The 26,583-nt window shown below is 45.7% G+C and carries 21 protein-coding genes and 1 other annotated feature; of the genes, 7 read left to right on the forward strand and 14 right to left on the reverse strand.

Annotated elements, in window-relative coordinates; translation table 11 throughout:
- Nucleotides 1-88: 88 nt before the first annotated feature.
- The 3 genes from thiI to ACTRXF_RS10715 all read right to left on the reverse strand — a co-directional run bounded on the left by thiI (nucleotide 89) and on the right by ACTRXF_RS10715 (nucleotide 4,224).
- Nucleotides 89-1,294 carry a tRNA uracil 4-sulfurtransferase ThiI gene (gene thiI / locus ACTRXF_RS10705; RefSeq protein ID WP_474261888.1) on the reverse strand — a complete coding sequence of 402 codons (1,206 nt, stop codon included), beginning with the start codon at nucleotides 1,292-1,294 and terminating at the stop codon, nucleotides 89-91.
- The gene (locus ACTRXF_RS10710; protein ID WP_474261887.1) at nucleotides 1,291-2,436 is read right to left on the reverse strand and encodes a cysteine desulfurase family protein; all 1,146 of its coding nucleotides are present in this window, start codon (nucleotides 2,434-2,436) and stop codon (nucleotides 1,291-1,293) included. Before ACTRXF_RS10710 ends, thiI begins: the two co-directional genes overlap by 4 nt.
- Before the next feature lie 78 nt (nucleotides 2,437-2,514).
- Nucleotides 2,515-4,224 carry a septation ring formation regulator EzrA gene (locus ACTRXF_RS10715; protein ID WP_474261886.1) on the reverse strand — a complete coding sequence of 570 codons (1,710 nt, stop codon included), beginning with the start codon at nucleotides 4,222-4,224 and terminating at the stop codon, nucleotides 2,515-2,517.
- 267 nt (nucleotides 4,225-4,491) lie between these two features.
- On the opposite strand from ACTRXF_RS10715, the gene hisJ reads away from it, so the two are divergent.
- From hisJ to rpsD, 3 genes are all read left to right on the forward strand, one after another.
- Nucleotides 4,492-5,310: a histidinol-phosphatase HisJ gene (gene hisJ / locus ACTRXF_RS10720; RefSeq protein WP_474261885.1), complete on the forward strand. Its 819-nt coding sequence runs from the start codon at nucleotides 4,492-4,494 to the stop codon at nucleotides 5,308-5,310.
- A 16-nt stretch (nucleotides 5,311-5,326) separates the two neighbouring features.
- On the forward strand, nucleotides 5,327-5,833 hold the full coding sequence (locus ACTRXF_RS10725) for a GAF domain-containing protein (RefSeq protein ID WP_474261884.1): 507 nt from the start codon (nucleotides 5,327-5,329) through the stop codon (nucleotides 5,831-5,833).
- A 333-nt stretch (nucleotides 5,834-6,166) separates the two neighbouring features.
- Entirely contained in the window at nucleotides 6,167-6,769 is a 603-nt protein-coding gene (rpsD, locus tag ACTRXF_RS10730) for a 30S ribosomal protein S4 (RefSeq protein ID WP_022793076.1), read from the forward strand.
- Between the two features lie 70 nt (nucleotides 6,770-6,839).
- Here the strand turns inward: rpsD and tyrS are convergent, their stop codons facing one another.
- Nucleotides 6,840-8,117 (reverse strand): tyrosine--tRNA ligase, encoded by a 1,278-nt coding sequence (tyrS, locus tag ACTRXF_RS10735; RefSeq protein ID WP_474261883.1) that lies wholly within the window; start codon nucleotides 8,115-8,117, stop codon nucleotides 6,840-6,842.
- Nucleotides 8,118-8,205: 88 nt separating this feature from the next.
- Nucleotides 8,206-8,428: a binding site (T-box leader), on the reverse strand.
- Nucleotides 8,429-8,541: 113 nt separating this feature from the next.
- Here tyrS and ACTRXF_RS10740 point away from each other — a divergent pair.
- The gene (locus ACTRXF_RS10740) at nucleotides 8,542-12,138 is read left to right on the forward strand and encodes a transglycosylase domain-containing protein (protein WP_474279101.1); all 3,597 of its coding nucleotides are present in this window, start codon (nucleotides 8,542-8,544) and stop codon (nucleotides 12,136-12,138) included.
- 35 nt (nucleotides 12,139-12,173) lie between these two features.
- Here the strand turns inward: ACTRXF_RS10740 and ACTRXF_RS10745 are convergent, their stop codons facing one another.
- Nucleotides 12,174-12,332 (reverse strand): hypothetical protein, encoded by a 159-nt coding sequence (locus ACTRXF_RS10745; RefSeq protein ID WP_176967740.1) that lies wholly within the window; start codon nucleotides 12,330-12,332, stop codon nucleotides 12,174-12,176.
- A 110-nt stretch (nucleotides 12,333-12,442) separates the two neighbouring features.
- Entirely contained in the window at nucleotides 12,443-14,161 is a 1,719-nt protein-coding gene (gene acsA / locus ACTRXF_RS10750; protein WP_319631057.1) for an acetate--CoA ligase, read from the reverse strand.
- 173 nt (nucleotides 14,162-14,334) lie between these two features.
- On the opposite strand from acsA, the gene ACTRXF_RS10755 reads away from it, so the two are divergent.
- Genes ACTRXF_RS10755 through ACTRXF_RS10765 form a run of 3 tightly spaced genes read left to right on the forward strand, consistent with a single transcriptional unit; the run spans nucleotide 14,335 to nucleotide 16,805 of the window.
- Nucleotides 14,335-14,967 (forward strand): GNAT family N-acetyltransferase, encoded by a 633-nt coding sequence (locus tag ACTRXF_RS10755; protein WP_322526385.1) that lies wholly within the window; start codon nucleotides 14,335-14,337, stop codon nucleotides 14,965-14,967.
- A 33-nt stretch (nucleotides 14,968-15,000) separates the two neighbouring features.
- Nucleotides 15,001-15,642 (forward strand): acetoin utilization AcuB family protein, encoded by a 642-nt coding sequence (locus ACTRXF_RS10760; RefSeq protein WP_474263003.1) that lies wholly within the window; start codon nucleotides 15,001-15,003, stop codon nucleotides 15,640-15,642.
- Nucleotides 15,639-16,805 (forward strand): acetoin utilization protein AcuC, encoded by a 1,167-nt coding sequence (locus ACTRXF_RS10765; protein WP_474262997.1) that lies wholly within the window; start codon nucleotides 15,639-15,641, stop codon nucleotides 16,803-16,805. Before ACTRXF_RS10760 ends, ACTRXF_RS10765 begins: the two co-directional genes overlap by 4 nt.
- A gap of 38 nt (nucleotides 16,806-16,843) precedes the next feature.
- On the opposite strand, the gene ccpA is transcribed toward ACTRXF_RS10765, so the two are convergent.
- The 8 genes from ccpA to ACTRXF_RS10805 form a co-directional block, all read right to left on the reverse strand.
- Complete coding sequence (ccpA, locus tag ACTRXF_RS10770) at nucleotides 16,844-17,854, reverse strand: catabolite control protein A (protein ID WP_474262995.1); 1,011 nt, start codon at nucleotides 17,852-17,854, stop codon at nucleotides 16,844-16,846.
- A 338-nt stretch (nucleotides 17,855-18,192) separates the two neighbouring features.
- Nucleotides 18,193-19,269 (reverse strand): bifunctional 3-deoxy-7-phosphoheptulonate synthase/chorismate mutase, encoded by a 1,077-nt coding sequence (locus tag ACTRXF_RS10775; RefSeq protein ID WP_022795222.1) that lies wholly within the window; start codon nucleotides 19,267-19,269, stop codon nucleotides 18,193-18,195.
- 205 nt (nucleotides 19,270-19,474) lie between these two features.
- Entirely contained in the window at nucleotides 19,475-19,906 is a 432-nt protein-coding gene (locus ACTRXF_RS10780; RefSeq protein WP_474262993.1) for a YtxH domain-containing protein, read from the reverse strand.
- A 16-nt stretch (nucleotides 19,907-19,922) separates the two neighbouring features.
- A complete protein-coding gene (locus tag ACTRXF_RS10785) occupies nucleotides 19,923-20,336 on the reverse strand; it encodes a DUF948 domain-containing protein (protein WP_022795220.1) in 414 nt (137 codons plus the stop codon).
- A gap of 210 nt (nucleotides 20,337-20,546) precedes the next feature.
- On the reverse strand, nucleotides 20,547-21,857 hold the full coding sequence (murC, locus tag ACTRXF_RS10790; RefSeq protein ID WP_474262991.1) for a UDP-N-acetylmuramate--L-alanine ligase: 1,311 nt from the start codon (nucleotides 21,855-21,857) through the stop codon (nucleotides 20,547-20,549).
- Nucleotides 21,858-22,037: 180 nt separating this feature from the next.
- The gene (locus ACTRXF_RS10795; protein WP_474262989.1) at nucleotides 22,038-22,679 is read right to left on the reverse strand and encodes a hypothetical protein; all 642 of its coding nucleotides are present in this window, start codon (nucleotides 22,677-22,679) and stop codon (nucleotides 22,038-22,040) included.
- Between the two features lie 25 nt (nucleotides 22,680-22,704).
- Nucleotides 22,705-23,805 (reverse strand): nicotinate phosphoribosyltransferase, encoded by a 1,101-nt coding sequence (locus tag ACTRXF_RS10800; RefSeq protein ID WP_474262987.1) that lies wholly within the window; start codon nucleotides 23,803-23,805, stop codon nucleotides 22,705-22,707.
- Between the two features lie 106 nt (nucleotides 23,806-23,911).
- A complete protein-coding gene (locus ACTRXF_RS10805; RefSeq protein ID WP_474262985.1) occupies nucleotides 23,912-26,500 on the reverse strand; it encodes a DNA translocase FtsK in 2,589 nt (862 codons plus the stop codon).
- Nucleotides 26,501-26,583 lie beyond the last annotated feature (83 nt).

The raw sequence follows: 26,583 nt of genomic DNA on the forward strand, positions 1-26,583 counted from the left end.
GCCTCTCCTTTTTACGGACGACTTCCCGTTTTGTTTCAACTCTTCCGAAATTCCATTTTATACCACTTGCACAAATGAAAAAAGCTCTTTAGAGAAGGTCTTCAAACTCTTCATTTCCACTTTTTGCATTAGATACAGAAATCACTTTCGTTTCAGCTATCGCTTCTTTAAACAATTCCTCTTTATCCAGACGTTTTTCATATTTATAGACTAAACCAATTTTGGGTTTAGTGGCAGGACTGGCCGGTTGAAACACAGTACAGCAATCTTCATACGGTCGCACAGAAATATCATAGGTGCCTATACGCTTAGCGATGCTGATAATTTCTTCTTTGTCCATGGCAATCAGCGGCCGAAGCACCGGTACACTCGTGACTTCGTTGATAACGTTCATACTTTCAAGCGTCTGGGAAGCTACCTGTCCCAGGCTTTCGCCATTTACTACTGCCTTGGCGTCTTCCTTCTCCGCTATTTTGGTTACTATTTCAAGCATCGCTCTTCGTGTAATCGTCATCGTATGGTCATCGGGCACCCTGTTTCGGATAGCTTCCTGAACACGGGTAAATGGTACCACATGAAGATTGATACTCCCTCCAAACTGACTGAGAACCCGGGCGATATCTTCCACTTTTTGTTTCGCCCGCTCATTTGTATAAGGCGGGCTGTGAAAGTGAACTGCCTCAATCGTTACTCCACGCTTCATGGCTAAATATGCAGCGGTCGGACTGTCTATGCCTCCGGAAAGCATACTGACTACTTTTCCGCCAGTGCCTGTCGGCAGTCCCCCCGCCCCGTTAATACGTCCGCAGCTTACATAGGCCCCCTGCTCGCGAACATCAATTTCCACGGTTACTTCTGGATTCTTCACGTCCACCCCGACGCCTTCGGTATGATGGAGAATATAACTTCCGACGCTTGGAGCGAGCTTCGTGGAATGAATAGGAAAGTCTTTATTGGACCTTCTTGCTTCCACCTTAAACGTAGTTTTTCTATCCTTATATTCCGAAAACATTTGATAGGCCGTCTGCTGGATCTCCTCTTCCGATAAATCCGCTTTTCTCGCATAGCTGATGGAGGAAATTCCAAACACCGGCTTCACCGCTTTAATGACTTCTTCAGCAGGTTCCCCCAGCAGATTAATCGCAATACGTCCATAGGTGCGCCGTACTTCACAGTGAGGGAAATCCTTTACCGCGTGATCAATGTTTTCTCTTAACTGCCGTTCGAATTCTTTTCGGTTTTTTCCTTTTAAAGCAAGTTCACCAAAGCGAATTAATAAATATTCTTCTCTCATTGCTGTTCCTCCATAACCTTTTTCAACTGTGGCAGCACTTCTTCACAGATGCTGCATAAATGAGCGGCTTCCTCTTTCATTGTATCTGCAGAGAAACTTACCCTCACAGCACTTTCTGCAAGTTTCCGCTCTCCCGTAGCAGCTAAAACGACGGCAGATGGCTCCGAGTTTTTAGAAGCACATGCTGTTTTAGTGGAAATTGAAACTCCCCTCTCCGCGAGCGCTTCAACGAGTACTTCCGGTTTTATTCCGGGGAAGGAAATATTTAATATGAACGGAGATCCCCCGGAAAAAGGAGAGTTAATCACTCCACCGCTTTCCTGCAGCCGTGACGCGGTCCACAATTTGATTTCTTCAATTCTGCTGCTGTTTGCAGCATAGCTTTCTTTTGCCAGACGAAGTGCTTTGGCCATAGCTGCAGCACCTGCTGTATTCTCTGTTCCTGAACGGACCCCGCTTTCCTGACCGCCCCCGTGTATTAAAGGCTCAAGCACCGTTCTTGGATGCTTATACAACAGTCCCGCACCTTTCAATCCATGGAATTTATGAGCGGATACCGTAACAAAATCCAGGCCCGCTTTTTCAATATTTAATGGAATTTTGGCCGCACCCTGTACGTAATCCGTATGAAAATAAATATCAGTGCGGGAAGAGAGTATTTCTCCAATCGCCTCAACAGGCTGTATTGCACCGGTTTCACTGTTTGTATGACCGATCGTAACAAGGATAGTATCCGGCTCCAATGCCTTAGTCAAATCCTCTGTAACTATACGGCCGTCCCTGCCAACCGGCAGATATGTTACCCGATACCCTTTTTCTTCTAAGTGGACACAGGTTTCCATTACTGATGGATGTTCCACAGCCGTTGTTATAATATGACGACCAAGATTTTTTCTCGCCTCTGCGACTCCTTTTAATACCATATTATTTCCTTCCGTACCACCGCTCGTAAAAAAGCAGCGCTCCGGTTCCACGTTTAACTCCCGGGCGATCTGGCTTCTCGCAGATTCAAGCAGGCGTTCAGCTTCACCGCCCTTATGGTGAAATGAAGAAGGGTTGGCAAAATAACTTTCGGACGCTTTCCTGTATGCACTCAGCACTTCCTCGTATGGCTGGGTGGTCGCGCTGTTATCAAAATACATTTTCAAATTCCTCCCAGCATTCACTAATATCATAAAAAAGAAGCCTGAGTTCAGGCTTCTTAACTATTTGCTTGTCGATTATGCTTCTGTCAGCTGCATGTCAGACTCCTGCAGAACTTCTGTTACAAAACGGTCATCCATTTTCCGCACAGATGATGAAGCCACCTGCAGGGCATGCTCATACTGGCCTTTGCGAAAAGCACTTTCTGCTTCTTTCAGGCTTTGATCGAGTTCAGCCTCTTTGCTCCGGTATAAATTTCCTCGCTGGATGATACGTTCAGTCATCAACGCCTGCTCTTCCATACGCCGAAGCATTGTGGAAACAGTGCGCACACTCTCTTCTGCCTGAGCTACCGTTTCACGCACCTGCGACATTTCAAGTGGCGTTTCAGAAAGGGCCGCAGCGGCATGGGCAATTTTATCATCCGCTGATTCTTTTTCATTCAAAAGTATTGGCGGAAGCTTAGGCAGCCTTGTACGCTGCATTCTCATTTCTTCGATGCGGTTCTGGCGTTTCAGCTCTTCGAGCGTTTCCATTGCCTGTGTTTCATCTTTTCGGAGTACGCCGAGCTGGTTCTCAGCTTCCAGAATTCCCGACTCAACTTCTTCCTGTTTCTCAAGAATTTGCTTTAGTTCCATTTCAATATGCGTAAAGGAATGTTCTTTGTTTTCTTTTTGCTCCTGCAATTGTAATACGCTCTTTCTAATTCCATCAACCTGTCGTTTTGATGAAGCAATCAAATGGTCTGTTTCCGATGGAATCCGATAGTTGGCTTCGATAAATTCTTTTTCCACTAACAGCGTCTGCATCCTCGTGGATAACTGTTCTCTGCCTTCATGAACCTGAGGCAGCAGACGTTCGACCTCGGCACGGGCTTCCACTTCTTCTTCAAGAATGCGGTACACTTCTTCATTGTAGGCATCCATTTCAGTAAGGCGTTCTGCAACCCCGTCAAGGTCCAGATTTTCAATCCGCGTCTGCAGTTGTTCAGCTTCTGCTTCGTTTTCGTTCAGTCGTTGTTCAAATGCAAAAGCATCCATGGGGTATCCCTGCTCTTCCATTTCATACAGCCCGGCGCGCAGGGATTTCCATTCTTCCGGCAGACGCCGCCGTACTTTTGCAAGCATATCAGGGACGGCATAGAGCGATGCTTCTTCACGTTCCAAATCTTCATCGAGCTTCTCTCTGAGCTGTTTGGCTTCAGATTGATTCCCCTGCTCCACCGCTTCATAAAAAGCTTCAAAAGAAGACTGGAGGTCACGCATGTGCTGGTCAAAAAGCGGGGCTGTCTTGCCGAGCGTGTGCCAGTTCTGAGAAACAAACCGTTTTATATCTTCATATTTCTGTTCCGACTCTTCAATGCCGCGACGGTTATCAGATTCATTATGTACCAGCTCTTCTATTTCCAGAAATATATTGCTGATCTCCTCTTCGATACTGGCGAGCTGCGTATCTACAGCAGCAGCGATTTCTGAAGCCTGACTAAACTTGTACTTGTCTGCTTTTTCTTCCGCATCATAAAGAGCCTTTTCAATATCAGGCAGATGCTTGCCCACAATTTCGTCCCAGTCCTTGCGCCATGATTCAAACTTTTCTTCTGTTTCTCCCGACATTGTCATGCCCTTGACCCGCGCAATCTCTTCAGCTACAGGCTGGTCCGCCATATTTGCCCTTGCATCCTCCAGGCGGTCTACTTCCCGGTAAATGCGTCTGCGTCCCCATGCTCCGTATATGACAAACGCGGCGATAATGATAACCAGAACTATAATTACAATTGTTGTCGCCAAATTCCTCACTCCAGTTTTCCCCGCTGTGCATCCTTGTTTTCAATAATTTACACGTTATGGGTTACTTATACTTATCTCATACTTTATGTGCACGAATGTACTCAAAATATTTTTTCAACTATGTTTGCTCTAACTTATGATAACATGTAAACGCAGTGATTGTTATATGACGATAAAGAAAATTTCGAGAAAATCCATTTTCCTTATTTCTTAATTTCGTCAACCGTATTTTAATAATATTTTCCACAAAACAAGGAGTTTATACCTATGACAATTACTCGTGACGGCCATATTCACTCCCCCTTCTGTCCGCATGGAAGCAGAGACTCGTTTCACGACTATATTGAGGCTTGTATCAAAAACGGAATAAAAACGATCAGTTTCACCGAGCACGCTCCTCTTCCTAAGGGTTTTACAGATCCTGTGCCGGATAAAGACAGTGCCATGCCGCTTGCGCAGCTCGATCAGTATCTCCATGATTTAAATGACCTTCAGTCAGAATACCATAGCGATATTTCCATTAAAAAAGGACTCGAAGTGGATTTTATTGAAGGATTTGAGAAAAATACAGAACAGTTTATGAACACGTACGGTCCTGAGCTCGAGGATTGCATTCTTTCCTCTCACTTCATTAAAATAAACAGTGAATATATATGTATAGATTTTTCACCTGATCACTTTGACCGCTACGTCCGTCTAAGCGGATCACCGCAAAAAGCGGCGGAATTGTACTATAGTGCCGTTCTCCGCTCTGCTCAGACTCACCTTGGAAAATACGCACCGAACAGGATCGGGCATATGACGCTTATTCGAAAGTTTCATAAAAATTACGAATATGATTTTCTTGATCAAAATGCTATTGAAGCTATTTTGCAGGAGGTTAAATCCAGAGGGTTTGAACTTGATGTGAACGGTGCCGGTACAATCAAAGAACGGTGCCTCGAGCCGTACCCGCATCCCTCGGTAATACAATCAGCATTAAAGATGGGGATACCGCTTGTATACGGCTCCGATGCCCACGCCTCTTCGGGACTGCTCGCAGGCAGTAACGATATTTCAGCTCTTGCAGGGGAGCAACTACGATAATGAAAGAGGGATCTTCATGTCTTTTCAACCAGTTTCTTATGACTCATCTTTAGAGAAAAGCTACCATACATTATGTCAGCAGGCGAAAGCATTATTTTCAGACGAAAACAGCCAAACCGCCAACTTGGCCAACGCCTCCGCTTTGCTTAATCAATTTTTGACCGACGTAAACTGGGTCGGCTTCTATATTTGGAACGATACAGAAAATGAACTGGTTCTCGGTCCATTCCAGGGGCTGCCTGCCTGTAACCGCATCACCCCTGGCAAAGGGGTCTGCGGTACGGCTTATGAGAAAAAGCAGACGGTTCGCGTGGAGGATGTGCACGCCTTTCCGGGCCATATCGCATGTGATGCTGCCAGCCAGTCAGAAATAGTTGTTCCGTTGTTCACCCCTGAGGGGAAGGTGTACGGCGTGCTCGACATTGACAGCCCTGTACTGAACCGCTTTTCTGAACAGGAAGAGTCTTTCCTTCGTCAGTTTGCCGATGAAATTGAACACGGGCTGTTTTCAGCTAAAACGTAACCTTCTCCAGTTCGCTGTCCTGCCAGGCAAGCTTAAATTATGCTTGCCTGGCTTCTTTATTTCCTCCGGAAATTTTCCATTAATTTTATTTAAATCTTACCGGTCTAAACATATTGACTTGCCATCAGCCAGAAGTTATAATGACGGTTGTGTAAAAGACAGCCTGGGCAAGCCTTGCATGTGCTTTCCATTTTGCTCCTTGCTTTCAGCAAGGTGTGTTGCGTAACCCCTAGCTGTCGGGGCGAAGACATACGAGGGCAAAATGAGCATGACGGGAGATTCGCCAACAGTGTTTTTATACCAAAATTTGTTTTAATAGAGGAGGATGCCATTATGGCACGCTATACAGGTCCAACCTGGAAAAAGTCCCGCCGCTTCGGCATCTCTCTCAGTGGTACAGGAAAAGAACTCGAAAAACGTCCTTATCCGCCGGGAGAGCATGGTCCAACGCAGCGCAGAAAATTATCCGAATACGGTGTTCAGCTGCAGGAAAAACAGAAGCTTCGTTTCATGTACAACTTAAATGAGCGCCAATTCCTGCGCACATTTAACATCGCCGGCAAATTGCCTGGTGTACACGGCGAAAACTTCCTGATTCTGCTTGAATCCCGTCTCGATAACCTTGTTTATCGTCTCGGTCTTTCCCGCACCCGCCGCGGTGCACGCCAGCTGGTCAACCATGGCCACATCACTGTAGACGGTAATCGTGTAGATATCCCGTCTTACCGCGTAGAGCCAGGAAAAACCATCAGTGTTCGTGAAAAATCCCGCAACATGAGCGCTATCCAGGACGCACTTGAAGCTAATTCTTTCGTTCCGGAATATCTCACGTTTGATGCTGACAACCTTCAGGGCACGTACAGTCGTTACCCTGAACGTTCTGAGCTTCCTGCGGAAATTTCCGAAGCACTAATCGTTGAGTACTACTCTCGTTAATAGTAAAAATCCCGTGCAGATATCGATCTGCACGGGATTTTTATGTTTGTCCGGCTTTTTTCAGCCGGTTTTATCCATTGTTTTTTAAAATCAGAAAATATTTCTTTTTACCTCTGCGCATAATGATAAATTGATCGTCAATTAAATCATTGTTCCCTACAGTTTTGTCTGTACTCTGTTCTCTTTCACCATTAATATACACAGCACCGTTCTGTACATCTTCCCTGGCCTGTCGTTTTGAACCTGCTATTCCCGCTTGAACTAAAAGATCCACCAGGTTTTGTTCTTCTGCTTCCATCGTGTACGATGGTACATCTTTGAAACCCTGGGCTATTTCATCTGCTGTCAGTGCTGTCAGCTCGCCTCCGCCAAAAAGAGCTTTCGTAATGTTTTCAGCCTGATTCAGTGCTTCCCCGCCGTGGACAAACGAAGTGATTTCCTGTGCCAGCCTCCGGTGGGCTTCTCTTTTTTCAGGCACTGTTTGCATCTTTTCTTCAAGCTCTTTCATTTCTTCATGATCAATAAACGTGAAGTAGCGTATAAACTTTAATACATCACGATCATCCGTATTAAGCAGGAATTGATACATTTCGTATGGAGATGTTTTCTCAGGATCGAGCCATATCGCGTAGCCGGCTGTTTTTCCAAATTTCGTGCCGTCGGCTTTGGTTACTAACGGGATTGTCATACCGTAAGCAGGGGATTTTTCCTCGTCTTCATATTCAAGACGACGAATCAGCTCTAAACCGGCAGTAATATTGCCCCATTGATCGCTGCCGCCGATTTGAAGCGTACACTGGTGATTTTTGTAGAGGTAGTAAAAATCAATTGACTGCATTATCTGGTAGCTGAATTCCGTAAAAGAAATGCCTTCCTGAATACGGGATTCCACCGATTCTTTCGCAAGCATATAATTGACACTGAAATGCTTCCCAAAGTCTCTAAGGAAGCTGATGAGAGTCATGCTTCCAAGCCAGTCATGGTTGTTTACTATTTCTGCACCATACGCCCCGTCAAAATCGAGATATTTTTCAAGCTGAGTGCGGATTTTTTGTGAAAAACCTTCCACAATCTCTGGTTCATTCAGGGAGCGTTCTGCGTTTCTCCCGCTCGGATCCCCAATCATTCCTGTGCCACCGCCTACAAGAGCAATTGGCTGATGCCCGTGCAGCTGCATCCGGCGCATTAAAATAATAGTCAGCAGATGACCAATATGAAGACTGTCTCCCGTAGGATCGAATCCACAGTAAAAACGGAGCTGACCGTTGTTTAACTGATTCTTAAGTCCCTCTCTTTCTGTTACCTGATTCACAAGTCCTCTTTCTTCTAATTCCTCCCAAATGCCCATAACTTTCCCCTTTCTGGTTTAAAAACGCACTAAACTTGGATATATAAGTGTAGGTACATAAAAAAGTCCCTCTTCGCTTCGAAAAACGAAAAGGGACGATGATGACCGCGGTACCACCCTTGTTGGAAGCATGAGCTTCCCGGCTTCATGTTGATAACGATGCATTACACCGTTTCAGACCTTTTTTAATCAAAGATCTGAAAGGAGCTCTGGATGTGTAATTCGCCAAAGGCTGCAGTTCGACTTTCAGCTAACGTCGACTCTCTGTGACTGTAGGTCCTATGGTTACTTTCATCCTTCATAGCTGTATGTTATAGTTTGTTTTCAAGTTTGCACTTCTTTTATTTTTAGCACAAGACTTTCAACACTGTCAATGTATGAATCCAAAGACAAAGCTACATAGAGAAGGGAGATCGTAATAATTATGGGGCGTCACGACCAAACAAGCTCTAGAAACACCTTACGCGTTGTTGGTCTTTCATTTCTCACCCTGTTTATTGTTTTTATTTTAGCTTTTTTATTTATTGGGTCAATCGGTGCAGGCTTTTTCGCTTCCTTGGTTAAAGGACAGGAAGCTTACACGGAGGAAGAAATGCAGGAATCAATATATAGCTATGCCGAGAACAGCACCGTCCATTTTGCCAGCGGAGAGGAACTGGGAGAGCTGCCTTCAGAATTGGAGAGACAGCGTGTAGAACTCGATAACGTTTCAACCAACCTGCAGGACGCATTTTTGTCAACAGAGGATAGGGCTTTTTATGATCACAACGGAATTAATCCCCAGTCATTAATGCGCGCTACATACCAGGAGGTAACGAACTCTTCCACTCAAACGGGAGGGTCAACTTTAACCCAGCAGATCGTTAAAAACCAGCTGTTGACCAGAGAAGTATCCTTTGAAAGAAAAGCGAAAGAAGTCGCTTTGGCGATGAGAATGGAAACGTACTTTTCGAAAGATGAAATATTTCAGGCTTATATGAATATCGTTCCATTCGGCCGTAATGCCAATGGGGAAAATATCGCAGGGGCCCAGGCAGCCGCCCAGGGAATATTTGGCGTTGACGCCTCTGAACTGAACGTGGCCCAGTCCGCCTACATTGCCGGACTCCCGCAAAACCCTTACACCTACACTCCATTTGAAAGTAACGGGGAAATAAAAGACGACCTCTCTCAAGGGCTGAACAGGAAAGATGAAGTCTTAAACAATATGCTCGAAGTAGAGTCCATTTCCCAGGAAGAATATGATGAAGCAATGGATTACGATATTCGCGACAACCTTGCTGAACCAAAAGAAGAAGTAGCACAGGAATACCCTTATTTGATTAATGAAGCTCAGCGCAGAGCTACAAGGATTATGCGCGAAGAAATGCTTGCCGAAGACGACGTTCAATTAGAAAATTTATCAGACGAAGAGCGTCAGGAAACCATTCAGCAATATAACCAGGAAGCAGGCCGGGAAGTTGCTGAAGGCGGGTATGATATTGAACTGACGGTTCACAAAGACACCTATGACGCTATGCAGGAAGCTGTAGATGGCAACGACTACTTTGGCCCCGATAAAGAGGGCGAAGCAGAGCAGGTCGGCGGTATGATGATTGAAAATAACAGCGGTGCTATTTTAAGCTTCGTCGGAGGTCGTGATTTTGAAACAAGTTCATTAAACTACGCTACCCAGACGCGCAGGCAGAACGGCTCAACCATGAAACCGCTGCTTGATTATGGCCCCGCCATTGAAGAAGGCCTTCTGCATCCCGGACAGACGCTGCTCGATATTCCTACCGAATACGGAGGAGACGATGACGAGCTCAATAACTTTGACGGAGAGTATGAAGGCTTTATCGACGCCAGAAGTGCTTTAGCCGAATCACGAAACATACCGGCAGTACGGGTGTTTGACATGCTGGACGAATCGACCAGAGAAGAAGCTCTTAATGATCTTGGTATGGGCAATGTGGTCGAAAACGGCATTTCTTCTTCCACTGCCATCGGCGGACTCAGCCGCGGCGTAAGTGTAGAACAAAATACAAGCGCGTTTACGACCTTTCCTGCCGGAGGAGAACATCATGAACCTTACATGGTAGCTTCTATTACCGACAGTACAGACGAAGCTGTTTTCGAACATGAAGAAGAATCCACCAATCCTTTTTCGGAGCAGACCAGCTTCCTTATTACAGATATTCTTCGTGACGTATTAGGATCAGACGGTACTGCAAGCTCTCTTCCCGATCGTCTGAATATTGACGGTGACTGGGCCGGAAAGACAGGTACGACAAATAATCAGATCGACTCCTGGTTCGTCGGCTATAATCCCAACGTAACCTTCGGCCTGTGGCTTGGGTATAATGAACAGATTGGCATTGAAGATGCGCAGGGGCTCTCTTATTCGCAGAGAACTCAGCAGATTTGGGCCGATATTATGAATGCCGCTTCCGACACGGAGGACGATTTAATCGGGACTGGGGACACATTCTCTGAACCGGATGGCATATCTACAGAAGAAATATGCGGCCTCTCCGGTCAACAGCCTACCGATTTGTGTGAAGAAGCAGATCTGGTGAATGAAGATATTCTCAATGAAGAATTCGCTCCTACTGAAGAGGATGACAGTCTCGAAGAAATTGAATATGTAACCATCGACGGAGATCGTTACCCTGGGTACGATGATACTCCTTCTGAATTTATGGAAGATGGCATTTCTTTAAATGACGAATACCTTTTGGACGGCGATGAAGAAGAGATTCAGGAGTATCTGCCGGACGATTGGGATAATATTGTTCCAGATGAAGATGCTCCTGAAAATAACAGGGACCCTTCCCGTGTGACTGGAGTCTCTAATGATGGCGGAACCCTCACCTGGTCAGCCTCCGATGATAATGATGTGATCGGCTATCGTATCTTTAATGACGGCGACGAAGTTGACAATGTAATCGACCGGGAAACCACAGAATTTGATACTGATGGAAACGGCGAGTATACTGTCCGCGCCGTAGATACTCACGGCAGGGAATCAAATGATTCCAGCGGAGCTGACGTCAGCGGTTCGAATGGCGATGGCGACAATAACAGCAATGATAATTCTGACGACAACAATGACTCCGGCAATAACAATTCTGGAAGCAACGAAGACTCAGACAGCAGCGACTCAGAAAACAACAATAATGACTCGGGCAATGATGACGCTGAAGAAAATACCGGCAGTAATGGTTCTTCAAACAACGATAATGAAAATCAAAACTCTGAAGACCAGGACACAAGCGACAACTCCGGCAGTGATAATGAAGAAAACAGCACAGATGAAAATAACGAAAACGAAGGCGGGGATAATTCCTCTTCTGAAGATTCTTCCGGCGACAGCCCGGGGGAATCTGAGGATAACTCTTCGGAGCCATCAGGCAATGACAGCAATGATAGCTCCGATGAAAACACAAACGAATCGAATACGGCGGATGAAGCAGAAAATGACGGAAGTTCAACAGACGAAGAAGAATCCACTGAAGATAGCAGCAATGAAGACTCTTCCGCTCCTTCCGGAGACGGGGACGCTGAGGAAACCGAAGACTCCGGCGCCTCCACTGATGAAGAGGATTCCACTGAGGACTCCTCTTCTGCTCCTTCCGGGGACAGTGGCTCTGACGAAACCGAAGACTCCGGCGCTTCCACTGATGAAGAGGATTCCACTGAGGACTCCTCTTCTGCTCCTTCCGGGGACGGTGGCTCTGACGAAACCGAGGATTCCGGCGCCTCCACTGACGAAGAGGATTCCGCTGAGGACTCCTCTTCTGCTCCTTCCGGGGATGGTGGCTCTGACGAGACTGAAGACTCCGGCGCTTCCACTGACGAAGAGGATTCCGCTGAGGACTCCTCTTCTGCTCCTTCCGGGGACGGGGGTGCTGAGGATACCGGAGAGTCTGAGGCCTCGTCTACAAATGAAGAAGCCCCTGGCGAAAATTCTTCGCCAGAGACTTCAAGTGATACTGAAAATGAAACAGATGAAAGCAGTTCTTCCGAACAAGAAGAGTAGGGAAGTAAAAAGCCATTATGTATTGAAATTAAGAATTAAGCCATCTGGGCCAGTCCAATCCACACCAGTAATATTGCAATAGGCACTGAAACCATTCCTGCTGTCCGCAGAAAACGTCGATTTTCTTTACTTCCTTTAAATATTAAATAGAAACTTTCCAGTAAAATAATAATACCGATAATTAAAGCAACCAAGACCGCCTCGCCCCCTTTCTATTCTTTCTGTATATCATACCTGAAGGGTCATTAGAAATAAAGAAGCCTCCGTACATGATAAGTACGGAGGCTTCTTACATTTTCACACTCTAGTCTTCCATAGTAGAAAGATCACCAGTAGGTAGATCAAGCTCCCATGCTTTCAAGACACGGCGCATAATCTTACCACTTCTTGTTTTCGGAAGTGATTTACGGAATTCAATTTCTTTCGGCGCAACGTGACCAGCAAGTTCTTTTTTCACGAAGTTTTGAATTTCTTCCTTCAACTCGTCTGAAGCTTCATATCCTTCCCGCAGGGCTACAAATGCTTTAATGATTTCCCCGCGTACCGGGTCCGGCTTACCAATAACCCCTGCTTCACCTACAGCCGGGTGTTCAACCAGTTTGCTTTCTACTTCAAATGGTCCGACTCTTTCACCAGCAGTCATGATGACATCATCTACACGACCCTGGAACCAGAAGTAGCCATCTTCGTCCATATAAGCAGAGTCACCGGATACGTACCAGCCGTTCAATTCAAAATAGCTGTCAAATTTTTCTTTTCTATTCCAAATAGCTCTCATCATTGCCGGCCAGGTTGGCTTGATAGCCAGATTACCCATTCGGTTCGGCGGAAGCTCATTTCCCTGATCATCGACAATTGCACCGTAGACTCCTGGGATTGGTTTCCCCATGGACCCGGCTTTAATTGTCATTGCCGGGTAGTTACATATCATCATTGCACCTGTCTCTGTCATCCACCATGTGTCATGAATGCGGAGATTAAATGCTTTTTCACCCCAGCGTACCACTTCTGGATTTAACGGCTCCCCGACACTCAAAATGTGTCGCAGCGAAGAAAGATCATATTCTTTCACAAGCTCGTCCCCGGCGCTCATGAGCATCCGGAAAGCAGTTGGTGCACTATACCATACGGATACATTGTATCTATCCAGAGTATCATACCAGTCCTGTGCGCTGAAGCGGCCACCTCGCACCACGTTTGTTACGCCGGCAAGCCATGGACCGAATATACCGTAGGATGTGCCAGTTACCCAGCCAGGATCGGCTGTACACCAGTATACATCCCCGTCTTTCAAATCCAACACCCATTTCGCTGTCTGATAGTGCTGTATCATGGCATTGTGTACGTGATAAACGCCCTTAGGCTTTCCAGTAGACCCTGAAGTATAATGCAGGATCAGTCCGTCTTCACGGTCTACCCATTCCGGTTCAAAATCGCTGCCCGCCTGCTGAAGTCTTGCATCAAAATCCAAAAATCCGCCTTTTTCATCATCTACGCCTCCATGGATGAACACCGTTTCCAGATTTGGAAGATCATCAAACGGTACCCGTTCTACTAACTGAGGCGTTGTAACGAGTGCTTTTGCTTCGCTGTCTTCAAGACGGTCCCGGACAGCTCCTTCCATGAAGGCTTCAAACAATGGGCCAACGATAGCGCCCACTTTAATTGCACCTAGAAGAGCAAAGTAAAGTTCGGGAGAACGGGACATGAAAATGAAGACGCGGTCTCCTTTCTCAATACCTGCTTCTTTCATTACATTTGCTGCTTTGTTTGTGTATTTTTTCATATCCGCAAATGTATACTCCTCTTTGCGGCTTCCATCTAAATAATGAAGTGCTACCTGGTTTTGCTTATCAGGATTCTCAGCATGGCGATCAATTGCTTCGTATGCCATGTTTACCTTTCCTGTTTCGTGCCAAGAGAATTGTTTTTCGATTTCCGACCAGTCGAAGTTTTGTTTTGCTTCTTCGTAGTCTTGTAGGTTGTAATTTCCGTCAATTGGTGGAAGCGTTTGCACTTTCATTTGAAACATTCCCTTCTATCGATCTTAATTTGCACAAATTCATTATAATATAAGTTCATACATTGTTCAATTCTTTCATTTCTTAATATTCTCATTTCTTCCACCAATCTGAAGTAATTTTCTGATATGATAATAATGTAAGCAGTACCATAGGTGGATGAAGGATGGTGTACATGATTCACAAAAAGACCTATTATTCCAGGGAAATCGCATGGAACAACCACACTTTGCTCATGGAGGGCCCTGTTTCCGGTAAAACACTTCACGATTACGACTTTCATCCAGGCCTTACAGCGTTTCGTTCCCATGAAGAACAAAAAAAGGCATTGATTGGCATTGCTGATCTTCCTGAAGGGCGTATTAATATTGTCGCTGATGGCAAAACGATTGTCGGCTATGTCACATTTGTCTATCCGGATCCTTTAGAGCGCTGGTCGGAAGCCCGGCTGGACAGTCTCCTGGAGCTTGGGGCCATCGAAATAGCCAAAGAGTACAGGGGAGCTAAAATTGGCAAACGTCTGTTAGAGTTTTCTGTGCTCGATGATGCCATGGAAGACTATATTATCATTACCACAGAATACTACTGGCACTGGGATCTCAAATCGAGCGGCTTAACCGTATGGGAATATAGAAAGCTTATGGAAAAAATGATGAATGCCGGCGGGCTCGAATGGATGGCCACAGATGATCCTGAAATTTGCTCTCACCCCGCAAATTGTTTAATGGTAAGAATTGGCTCACGTGTATCAGATACCGATATTCAACAATTTGATAACGTTCGTTTTACTAATAAATTTATGTTTTAACCGCCTGCACAGAGGAGGAATGTTTGCTTGTTCGTGGAAGAAATTATGGTTAAAGACGTCATAACAATTGAACGAACCACGCTTATACGCACAGCTTTGGAGCTTTTGGAAAAACACCGCATCCGGCATATACCTGTGATTGACGAAAACCGTTATGTCGTTGGTATTGTAGCGGACAGGGATATCCGCGATGCCAGCCCTTCCATTTTTCAGCCCGGCGATGATAAAAAAGAATTGGAACAGCCCGTTTCCACAATTATGACTTTTCCCGTCGTTACCATCATGTCCTATGATCTGATGGCTGATGCTGCAGTAGTCTTATACGAGAACGATATCAGCGCTCTACCTGTCGTTTCCTCAGATGATAAACTGGTCGGCATACTGACTGAAACCAACGTTCTGCATACGTTAGTAAAAATGACAGGAGCCAATCAGCCGTCCTCCCAGATAGATGTTGTTGTTCCTAATTTATCCGGACAGCTGGCAGAATTATCATTGATTTTTAAAGAAAAAGGAACAAACGTTATCAGTGTACTGCTCTTTCCACACAATGAAATTGATAAGCAGGTGCTCAGCTTCCGGGTGCAGACAATGGATCCCCGAAGACTGATTGCTGCTATTGAAGAAAAAGGGTACACCGTACAATGGCCGAGAATGCCGGAGCCAGGATCATGACAATGAATCACGCTCTCGTTTATTCTCCGGATATGCCGCAGTACAAATTTAATGACGATCATCCTTTCAGCCCCCTCCGTCAGCAAATTACCTTTGATCTGCTATTGGAAATAGGGGCAATCAATGACAATCAGCTTATTCCGTCACGGATGGCAACGGACGAAGAAATAATGCTTGTACACGACCAACATTATGTGGAGGCGGTTAAAGCCGCCGGAAAAGGCGAGCTTAGTATTGGCGTTGCAAATAACTATGGCCTCGGAACAGAAGATACACCTATTTTTGACCATATGCATGAAGCTTCTGCCACGCTTGTCGGTGGTACTCTTCAGGCTGTTGAAACGGTTCTCTCAGGTAAAGCAACTCATGCTTTCCACCTTGGCGGAGGCCTGCATCATGGCTTTCAGGGAAAGGCTTCGGGCTTTTGTGTATATAATGACAGCTCCATTGCCATTGAATACGCACGTAAACACTTCGGTGCACGCGTTTTATATGTTGATACCGATGCCCACCACGGAGATGGAGTCCAGTTTTCTTTTTACGAGGAACCAGATGTCTGCACACTGTCGATTCATGAAACAGGAAGATACCTGTTCCCAGGTACCGGCAGCGTTGGTGAGAAAGGCGCAGGACAGGGCTACGGCACTTCCATTAATATACCAGTGGACGCCTTTACAGAGGATGACTCTTTTCTTCATTGCTATGAAACAGCATTGCGGGAAGCAGCCGAGTTTTTCAAACCGGACGTCATTTTTACACTTAACGGAGCAGACGCGCACTATTTCGACCCACTCACTCATCTCTCCTTAAGCATTGAATCATACAAGGCCATTCCTGCTATCGCTCATCAAGTAGCCCATGAATACTGCGGTGGCAGATGGATTGCAGTAGGCGGCGGGGGCTACGACATGTGGAGAGTCGTACCAAGAGCCTGGGCGGCCGTGTGGCTTGAAATGAGTGAGCAGACCCAATTATACGAACAAAACTGTCCAGAAGAATGGCGGAGCCGCTGGGGAACAAATGCGCCTATTGAGCTTCCAACCAAATGGCAGGATCCGGAGCAAATGTATGCTCCGATCCCAAGACGACCGGAAATTGAAGAAAAAAATATACGTTCATTAGAAAAAGCTCTTTTTCATATTAGAAATGAAAAAAGGCCGTGATTATAAGAAAAGTAAGGGAAGCAGCCAGGCTGCTTCCCTTATTTTTCGGGGATAGTCGTTGATTGTCTGTACTCCAGACGGTGTGGAAGGACTACAGTGCTTTCATCCACTTCCTCTTTGTTCATAAACTTCGTCAAAAGCCGCATGGAAACTGCCCCGATATCATACATCGGCTGTACTACGGTCGTTAATGTCGGCCTTACCATTGTCGCAAGACGTGTATTGTCAAAGCCGATGACATTTACCTGATCCGGTACGCTGAAGCCATCATCCTGAAGCCCGTGAATAACACCGAGAGCCATTTCGTCTGTAGAAGCAAAAATCGCAGTTGGAGGGTTTTCAAGCTTCATCAGGGACTGGGCAGCCCGTAGTCCGGAATCATATGAATAATCTCCTACTGTTACTAATTCCTCCTCAAAAGTAATATTGTTTTTATTCAGAGCTTCCTTATATCCGCTGAATTTTTTATATCCATTTACCGGATCCTCAAGAGAGCCGGAAACCATACCGATCCTCTGATGGCCGCCTTCGATCAGTTCTTCTACAGCGTCAAAAGCAGCATCTGCATAATCAATATTTACTGAAGGTACTTCCTTATTTTCATCAACTGTCGCAGCCAGAACGATCGGCACCGGGGAGTGCTTGAACTGTTCCACATGCTCCTCAGTAATTTCGCCGCCCATAAATACAATCCCATCCACCTGTTTTTCAAGCAGCGTATTAATCAGATTAATTTCGCGGTCTTTATTCTGGTCGGAGTTGCTCAGGATGATATTGTATTTATACATCATCGCAATGTCTTCAATCCCCCGGGCCAGTTCGGCAAAGAAAATGCTTGATATATCCGGAATAATTACACCGACAGTGGTCGTTTTTTTGCTTGCAAGACCACGTGCTACAGCGTTTGGACGGTAACCGAGCCCTTCAATGGCATCCAGCACCTTTTTTCTTGTAGCTGGCTTCACGTTTGGATTGCCGTTCACTACACGCGAGACGGTCGCCATTGAAACGCCAGCCTCTCTTGCTACATCATAAATTGTTGTATTCACTAGTAATCCTCCTTCAAGTCCCTTTCATCCACTTCTTAACAGATGATGCTATCATATAATAATGGTTATCGCCTCTGCAATTCATTTATGAAAACTTTTCATGACTTCCTGTCAGCAGGATATATTCAAGGTTGTTCTGTTCTTCACAATCACAGATTTTCCAATCATACCATATTAAACACAAAACGTCTTTATTCTTGATTTGGCTTGTTTTCAATTGTTTTCATTTTACTATGTTTTCATGCTTATTTTCAAGAAAACGCTATCAAATAATTTAAATTAATCAGCAGGACTTATCACATAAAAAAGCACAGGACGCCCTGTGCTTTTGTACTGAATTATGATTTGTATAATCCGGAAGCCCGTAAAGAATCCAGGAACGATTCAAATTGAGCAAGATCCATTTGCTGAGCGGAATCAGAAAGAGCAACAGCTGGATCAGGGTGTACTTCAGCCATGACTGCATCTGCACCGATAGCAAATGCTGCACGTGCTGTTGGTTCAAGCAGATCTCTTCTGCCCGTAGAGTGTGTCACATCCACCATTACTGGAAGGTGTGTTTCTTTTTTCAGAATTGGTACTGCAGAAATATCGAGGGTGTTTCTCGTTGCTTTTTCGTACGTACGGATGCCACGTTCGCAAAGAATAATATTTTCATTCCCTTTAGCCAGAATGTATTCAGCACCTTTAATCAATTCATCGATAGTCGAAGACATGCCGCGTTTCATTAAGACAGGTTTGTCTACGCCGCCCACTTCTTTTAACAGTTCAAAGTTTTGGGAGTTTCTCGCACCGACCTGAATAACGTCGAGGTAATCCAGTGACATCTCTACATCCTGCGGGCTCACAATTTCGCTGATCACTACCATATCCAGTTCATCAGCTACACGGCGCAGAATTTCAAGGCCTTCTTTGCCAAGTCCCTGGAAATCGTACGGGGAAGTTCTCGGCTTGAATGCCCCGCCGCGCAGAAGGCGAATGCCCTGGCTTTTCATGAATTTAGCTACTTCATATACCTGTTCGTAGCTTTCTACGGAACAAGGACCTGCAACAAGACGCTGAGAACCGTCTCCGATTTTCTCACCCTTCAGGTCAACAATTGTATCTTCAGGCTTTTTCTTCCGGGATACCAGCAGTTCTTTACGATTATCGTCCTCCTGAAGCTCAAGGCCTGCCTGGAAGATTTGTTTGAAAATATGCTGAACCGTAGAAGTGTAGAAAGGCCCTTCATTATGTTCTGCAATATGATCAAGCATATGGCGCTCACGTACCGGATCGAACCGCTTCTGTCCAGACTTGCTTTTTACGTCCCCGATTTCCCGGACCAAGCGTCCACGTTCATTAATCAGTTCCAATAGCTTTACGTTCACATCATCCAATTGTTCTCTCAGGGCATCTAACTGTTCGTTACTCATACTCTCCACTCCTTCAGTCAATTACTTATCTTTTCGATTACGCCCCATTATAAACGAAGAATTCTGTTCTGTCAGCCCTTTTTTCTTTATTTCTTAAACGCTTTTAAGTGTTAAAGTATTTTTACCTTTAGAATAAGCTTTACGTCTATATTTAATTAAAAAAACATATTAAAAACCGCTGCGTTTGACGCAACGGCCTTAACTTTTACGTATTATTGCTGTTATTTTCTGTTGAATCTTTATGCAGATCGCGTACATCTTTTTTTACATCTTCTGCCGCTGCTTCTTCACTTTCATCAATACGTTCATTAAGTTCTTTGGCCAGCTCTTCAGCAGACTTTTCCTCGTTTTCTCCCGAGCTTCCTTTCACTCTTTCATATAAATGAGAAGACTGGGCAGAAACATTTTTGGCCAGCTCGCTGGACTTATCTTTAGCGCGATTTGCCCAATCACTGCCTTTTTCGTACGCCTCGGAAGTTAATCCGCTTGATTTCTGTTTTACTGACTGGGTGCCTTCAGAAAGATCCTGGCGCCATTCTTCCCCGGACTTTGGAGTAAGAAGCAGCGCTGTTGACGCCCCTACAATACTTCCTATAATCGTGCCAATAATAAAGTCTTTTGTGTTGTATGAAGCCATTCTTTATCGTCCCCTTTTATTTTGTCCGTTTTTTCCAGCGGGCATACAAATCAATAAAGGCATTCCCCCACTGAATCACCTGGGTGACCTGCTCTGATTGTTTTGAAGAATAATTGGAAACGGAATCGGCTACACGGCGGAATGAGTGGTTAACATTGTCCACCGATTCCCCGACATTTTGCAGCGACCCTACAAAACCATTAATACTTTCTGTTTTGGTCTGCACGTCTTCCATAATAGTATTAGAACGGTTAAGCATAGCCTCTGATTCCCTGGTAATGCCCTGTACCTGCTGCTCTACTTGTTCCATTGTATTCCCTACGCGCTCCATCATTGTGGTAGCTGTCTTCAGCGTTTTCACGAGGAAAATAATTAGAACGGCAAAAGCGATCGCTGCAATCAGCGCGCTTATGTATCCTAAAATAGCCATATCACAATACACCTCCTGTCGCCATTTTACCACTATTTGTTTGGTTTGAAACTCCATTCTTCATAGAGGTTCTTTCTATCCCACTGTTCCCTTTCCCGGTAAAAAGTATGCCTCTTGGATGAAAAAACAATCACCTGGATGCCGGTTCATCCTCTTTTTTGATAGTAATACCAAAAAAACGGAAAGCTTTTGCTTCCCGTCCTTTCAATTTTACTGTTTGGAGGATTCAAGGTGAGCTTCATAGGCACTTTGAAACTTTTGAATGTCTCCGGCTCCCATAAATAAAAGCACAGCATCATTATGCGTTTCAAGCACCTGGATACCGTCCTCCTGAATTATTCTTGCTCCAGGAATACGCTGTTTTAAATCATCTATGCTTAAGCTTCCATCCTTTTCCCTGGCTGAGCCGAAAATATCGCAAAGGTAAACGTAGTCTGCCATCTGCAGACTGTCTGCGAAATCATCAAGAAAAGCCTTGGTTCTTGAAAACGTATGCGGCTGAAAAACAGCTGCTACCGAACGGCTAGGGTACTTTTGTTTCGCTGACTCAATGGTGGCACGGATCTCCGTAGGGTGATGGGCATAATCATCAATCAACACCTGAGACCCGGAGATTTTTTCTGTAAACCGGCGTTTTACCCCGCTGAAAGAAGCCAGCTGTTCACGGATAATAGAAGCGGGCACTTCTTCATAGTGGCAGATGGCAATAACGGCGAGCGCGTTTAAAATATGATGATTGCCATAGCCCGGAATAGTAAACCTGCCAAAACGGTCCCCGCGGATTTGTACATCAAAGCTGGTGCCGTTTTCGTCTACTAATATGTTTTCTGCATTAAAGTCATGCTTTCCTTCAATACCGTAATAAACAATTGGTACCGGAGCGTGCAGCTTTTGAAGATGCTCATCGTCACCGCAGGCTACAATACCCTTTTTTACTTTTTGAGCCATTTCATTAAATGCCTGCACGACATCGTCCACATCAGAAAAATAGTCCGGGTGATCAAAATCGATATTTGTCATGATGGCGTAATCAGGTACATAGTTTAAAAAATGACGACGGTATTCACAGGCTTCAAACGTAAAAAAGCGGCTGTTTTCCATACCCTTTCCTGTGCCGTCACCAATCAAGTATGAGGTCGGCTTATACGCCTCGAGCACATGGGCTAAAAGACCGGTGGTGGTCGTTTTGCCGTGAGAGCCTGCCACTGCTATCGATGTAAAATTCTGAAGAAATTCTCCTAAAAACTGAGGGTATGAATGAACTTCCAGTCCTGACTGTTTTGCCTTTTTCACTTCTTCGTGTGTATCACCATAAGCTGCTGAAGCAACTACTGTCTGGCCTTCCTGGATGTTATCAGCCTGAAAAGGAAGAATAGAGATATTTTTCTTTTCAAGAGGCTGCTGGGTAAAAAACGTTTTTTCAACATCTGAGCCCTGTACAGTGTGATTCATATCGTGCAGAATCTGGGCAAGAGCACTCATACCGGATCCTTTAATTCCAATAAAATGATAATTAGACATATTGTCTTCCTCCGTTCTTTCAAAAAACCTTGCCGCCGAAACGCACAGGTGAAAGAGATCGTTTTTCATGGTGTGTATCATATGTAAACATACTTGTCTTATTATAGCAAAAACCTTTAGTTCCTCCAATGGAACGACTTGAATTGGGCAGAAAAGCCTGAATCCCGTCTTCGTTTCAGGTTAAAAACTAACAGACGGGAGCGCAAACTGCAGCCAGGAGGCCCCTTTTTCTTTATGCCATCTAATGTGTTCTTCCCTTTGGTAAGCTTTTTCCGCCTCAAGCATAAGTGCCTGAAAACCTTCGGCATCAACCCGAAGCGGTACTGCCTGTCCCAGACGGGTGTCCTCAAAGCCTACACGTGCTGTCCGAACAAGCCAGATGGAGGATACAGCCGGCTCCAAAGCAGCGTCCTGCTGCACCCGGTTTGAAAATTCCTGCCTCCCTACTGCCCTAACCCAGTAGTTTTTTTCATTCAATTCCACCGGCATCCAGGAAGCTGTTAACAGCAGACCCCCGAGCTGGAGATCCATGCGGGTCCTCTCAGTCAGCGTTTGCTTTAAGAACATATCAAATAAATGCGTTCCGATGATAGTCACATAGTCATATGAAAACCATTCCTCAAACAGCATGTCCCACGGTTTCTTTTCCACCTGGTCCACCGCGATCCCGGTCTGTTCGGCAAAAAGATGCTTGGCACGCACCTTTTCACGCAGGTTCGTATTTTCTTCTTTCCAGGCTTTAAATGCTGCAAGCAGGCTTTCGAGGCACCGGTCCGCTTCCGCCTGCCGGCGCTGTCGATGCCTTTGTATATCCGAACGCACGGCCAAGAACTCCTTTCCGGGAAAATTAATACTCTACGAGCTCCATTCGATTATTAGGGCGGTATTTCCGCCCCGCTTTAGCTTCATGTTTTCCATTTAGCAATACATTGTCTCCCGTAAAACCGATATGGATTTTTAATAAACTGCTGCCAATACCATAAATATCAACAGGAACGTCTTTTGCTTCATATTCCTCAATACGGGCCGCGTTGAAACCACCACTTACCATTATTTTAACATGCTGAAATCCTTCTTCGTCCAACACTCTACGTAAGGCAAAAATCAGTTCGGGATTGGCGCCGGTAGGATTAAAAGAGCCAAGCACCTCCGGATGCCGGCAGAAATATTGATCCACCATACTGCCTGACGTATCGAGACGCACTGTCTGGAGCTCCCTGCCGAATTCCCTGGCAACCTTCAAAGAGTCGGTAATAACATCATTATTGTAATCCACCAGTGCTACGAGTTCATCTTCAGGGAATGTTTCTTTGTACGCGCGTGTCGCCTGAATAATGTCTCCCTCGAAGAGCTGGAGAAGGGCGTGCGGCATCGTGCCCATCCCCTTTTTGCCCCACCATTCACTCATCGCGTGAGTCGCCTGAGCCTTGGAGCCTCCAATAAAAGCACTGTACCCATCTCCTGCCTGCTGCGTGAAATGATCATCCCGGTCTCCCATAAAAATTACGGGCTTTTTTCTTCCGGAAATTTTTGCCGCATTCACGACATTAAAGACATTTGTAGCAACAGATGTACGCCTCGCAAGTATACCGTCGATCAGGCCTTCAAGGAAGCCGAAATCCTGGTACTTTCCTTCCACGGTCATTACCGTTTCATACGGTTCGATTTTGTTGCCGTCTTCAAGGGCATGAATAACAAGTTCTCCCGGATTGGAGGAGAAGGTTTTCACTAAAGCCACCGCTTCATCCACTCCGCATAAAACGGCGTGATCCTTTTGAAAAAACTGCATCAGCACACGTTCTTCCGGCTTGTATTTTTCCGCGATTTTTTTGGTCTTCAAAAAGTATACTGCGGAGAACCAGCCTTCCTTTACCCGTTCGTCGAATTTAAAGGTTTCGTTTGTTAATCGTTTTTGTTTTCCTTGCAGTTTGAGTTCAATCTCTTTCATAACAGCTGCTCCTTAACCTATGTATCAGAATAAGAGCCCGTGATTTTCCACGGGCTGCTTGTTTTTATTCTATTTATCATATAAAACCTTCCACGGGAAAGCAAGCCTATACCGACTGTTCCCACTCCTGCCGGGTTACTAATACATTCCTCGGCTTGCTTCCTCTCGCCTCTGAAACAATACCGCGGTTTTCCATCGTATCGATCAGCTTGGCCGCGCGATTATACCCTAAAGAAAAACGGCGCTGCAGCTGGGAGGCGGAAGCCTGCTTCTGATCAATAACGAATTCACACGCATTATCATAGAGGGGATCCTGATGCTCTTCTTTTTCGAGGTGCTTCTGCAGCTCCTCTTTTTGGAACTGATAAACAGGTTTTTTCTGTTCTTTTACAAAGTCTGTCACGGCATCTATTTCTTCATCTGTTACAAATGTTCCCTGGACACGGGTTGGTTTGGATGCTCCGTTCGGATAGAAAAGCATGTCGCCCTTGCCAATTAACCGCTCAGCGCCTCCCCCGTCCAAAATAGTCCGTGAGTCGACCTGGGAGGAGACAGAAAATGCTATTCTCGTTGGAATGTTTGCTTTAATAAGACCTGTAATGACGTCTACTGATGGACGCTGCGTCGCCACAAGCAGGTGCATGCCGCAGGCTCTTGCTTTCTGCGCAATACGGCAGATCGCATCCTCCACATCCTGGGGCGACACCATCATCAGGTCTGCCAGTTCATCAATTACAATGACAAGGTACGGCATTTTATCGGCATAGCGCCCCTGTTTTTCCATGCGCTCGTTATATTTTTTCATATCGCGCACGCCTTCGCTGGCCAGCCGCTCGTAGCGGTCTTCCATTTCCTGGACCGCCCATTTCAACGCTCCCGTGGCTTCCTTGGCATCGTTTATTACCGGTGTAATAAGGTGAGGAACCTCCCGGTACGAAGCAAGCTCCACCATTTTAGGATCGATCAGCATCCATTTGCACTCTTCCGGAGAAGATTTATACAACAAACTCAACAGAATGGAGTTGATGCAGACACTCTTTCCTGACCCCGTAGCACCTGCAATCAACCCGTGCGGCATGTTTTGCAGATCAGCTATGACAGGGTTGCCGCCGATGTCGAGACCCATGGCTACTGAGAGCGGCGATTGATGATTTTTAAATACGTCCCGGCGGAGAATTTCCCGTAAAAATACCGGTGCAGATGTCGGATTGGGCACTTCAATACCAATAGCATTCTTTCCCGGGATAGGGGCTTCCATTCTTAAATCTTTCGCCGCGAGCGCCATTTTAATATCATCTGTCAGGTTAGTCACTTTTGTCACTTTTACTCCCGGCGCCGGCTGGACTTCAAACCTTGTCACCGACGGTCCTTTTGTAATCTGGGAAACCTTTGCATCCACATGAAAGTTTTTCAACGTAGTTTCAAGCTGTTCTTTCTGCTCTTCAAGCTCACTCTCGTCCTCATCTTCTTTTTTAGGAGGAATATTGAGCAGCTGAAGTGATGGCAGCCGGTATCCATTTTGTTTTGGCTGCTGCTGAACGGAACGCTTATCTTTAGGATACATCATGACATTAAAAGGGGTAGATGTGGACGTCCGTTTGCTGCCATTTTGTTTTTTCGCCGGCGCTTTCGGCTTTTCTTTCACTGATGAAGGCGAAGGAGTTTTCAGCTCTGTTTTCGGTTCCTTTTTATTCACGGGCAGTTCGCTTTTTTCCGGTGCTGGCACAGGCTTGTTTTCTACTGCTGCCGGTTTTATTTCCTGCGCGTCTTCTGTGACAGGCTCCGGAGGACTTTCTTCTTTCCAATGGATGGAAGCCGTCTGAGGAGCCTGCTCTTGTTCCGGCACCTCTTCTTCGACGGGGTCTTTACCTGCTTCTTCCTCCGGTACTATTTCAAACGAAGTGCCTGAGGGAAACAGATCAGAGTCTTTTTTTTCTTCTGACTCAGGTTCGTTCTCCGATATACTGTTCTCTGCTTCCTGGCTTTTTGTTTCCGAGTCCCATTTCCCGCTTCTCTGTGCCCTGCTGATTTCCATAAAGCGGTCGGTATCTTCCTGCAGAATGGAAGGTGCCTTCCGCTTTCGTCCCGCTTCTTTCTCTTCGACCTGCTTCGTTACGGAGGAAGGCCTTCTGTCTCCCGCGCGGATTGAATTCAGGAAAGCGATATCCTCCCGAATCTGTTCCTGCACAGATGTTTCCTTTCTGTTTTCCGCCTCCGGATCTCTTAAATTACCCGGATGCAGGTCGGCCTGCTGATATCCAAATATAGGGGAAGGGATACTGCCTGCTTCAAAGTTTTTTCCCCGAAAATAGCCGGACTCCTCTGTTCCGGCCTTTTTTTCTCCTCTGGACTCAGAACGTTTAGAGTTTTTTCCGCTGCGTTCCTGTTCGGTTTCCCCGCGGTCGTGTCCAGCTGTGCGCGATTCAGCAGAGGCTCCCGAGAGCTTTGCTGCGCTCGGCCGGTCAGGGGCTCGGGCGCTGCTTTTTTGTTGTTGTGCTTCCTCATAGCTTTTAGGATAAACGTTAAACATTTTCACCGGCTCAGATTCCTGATACGTCATTCTCGCTATGTATGGAGGAGGATCCTCTCCGGAGCGCTTTATACGATTTTCACGGTTGCTGTCCTCTGGCTGTTCTTCATCGTTAAAAAGAAAATGCTGCATTCTTTTCATCCATTGTTGAAAGGATGACGGCATTTTCAACCCCTCCTTTTCTTACCGGGCCTTTTTGAGTTTAATTTTCTGTACCTGCACAAGAAAAACCCCTAGCACGACTAGCG

The sequence above is a fragment of the Marinococcus sp. LNHM3E3-2.2 genome, assembly GCF_056034385.1.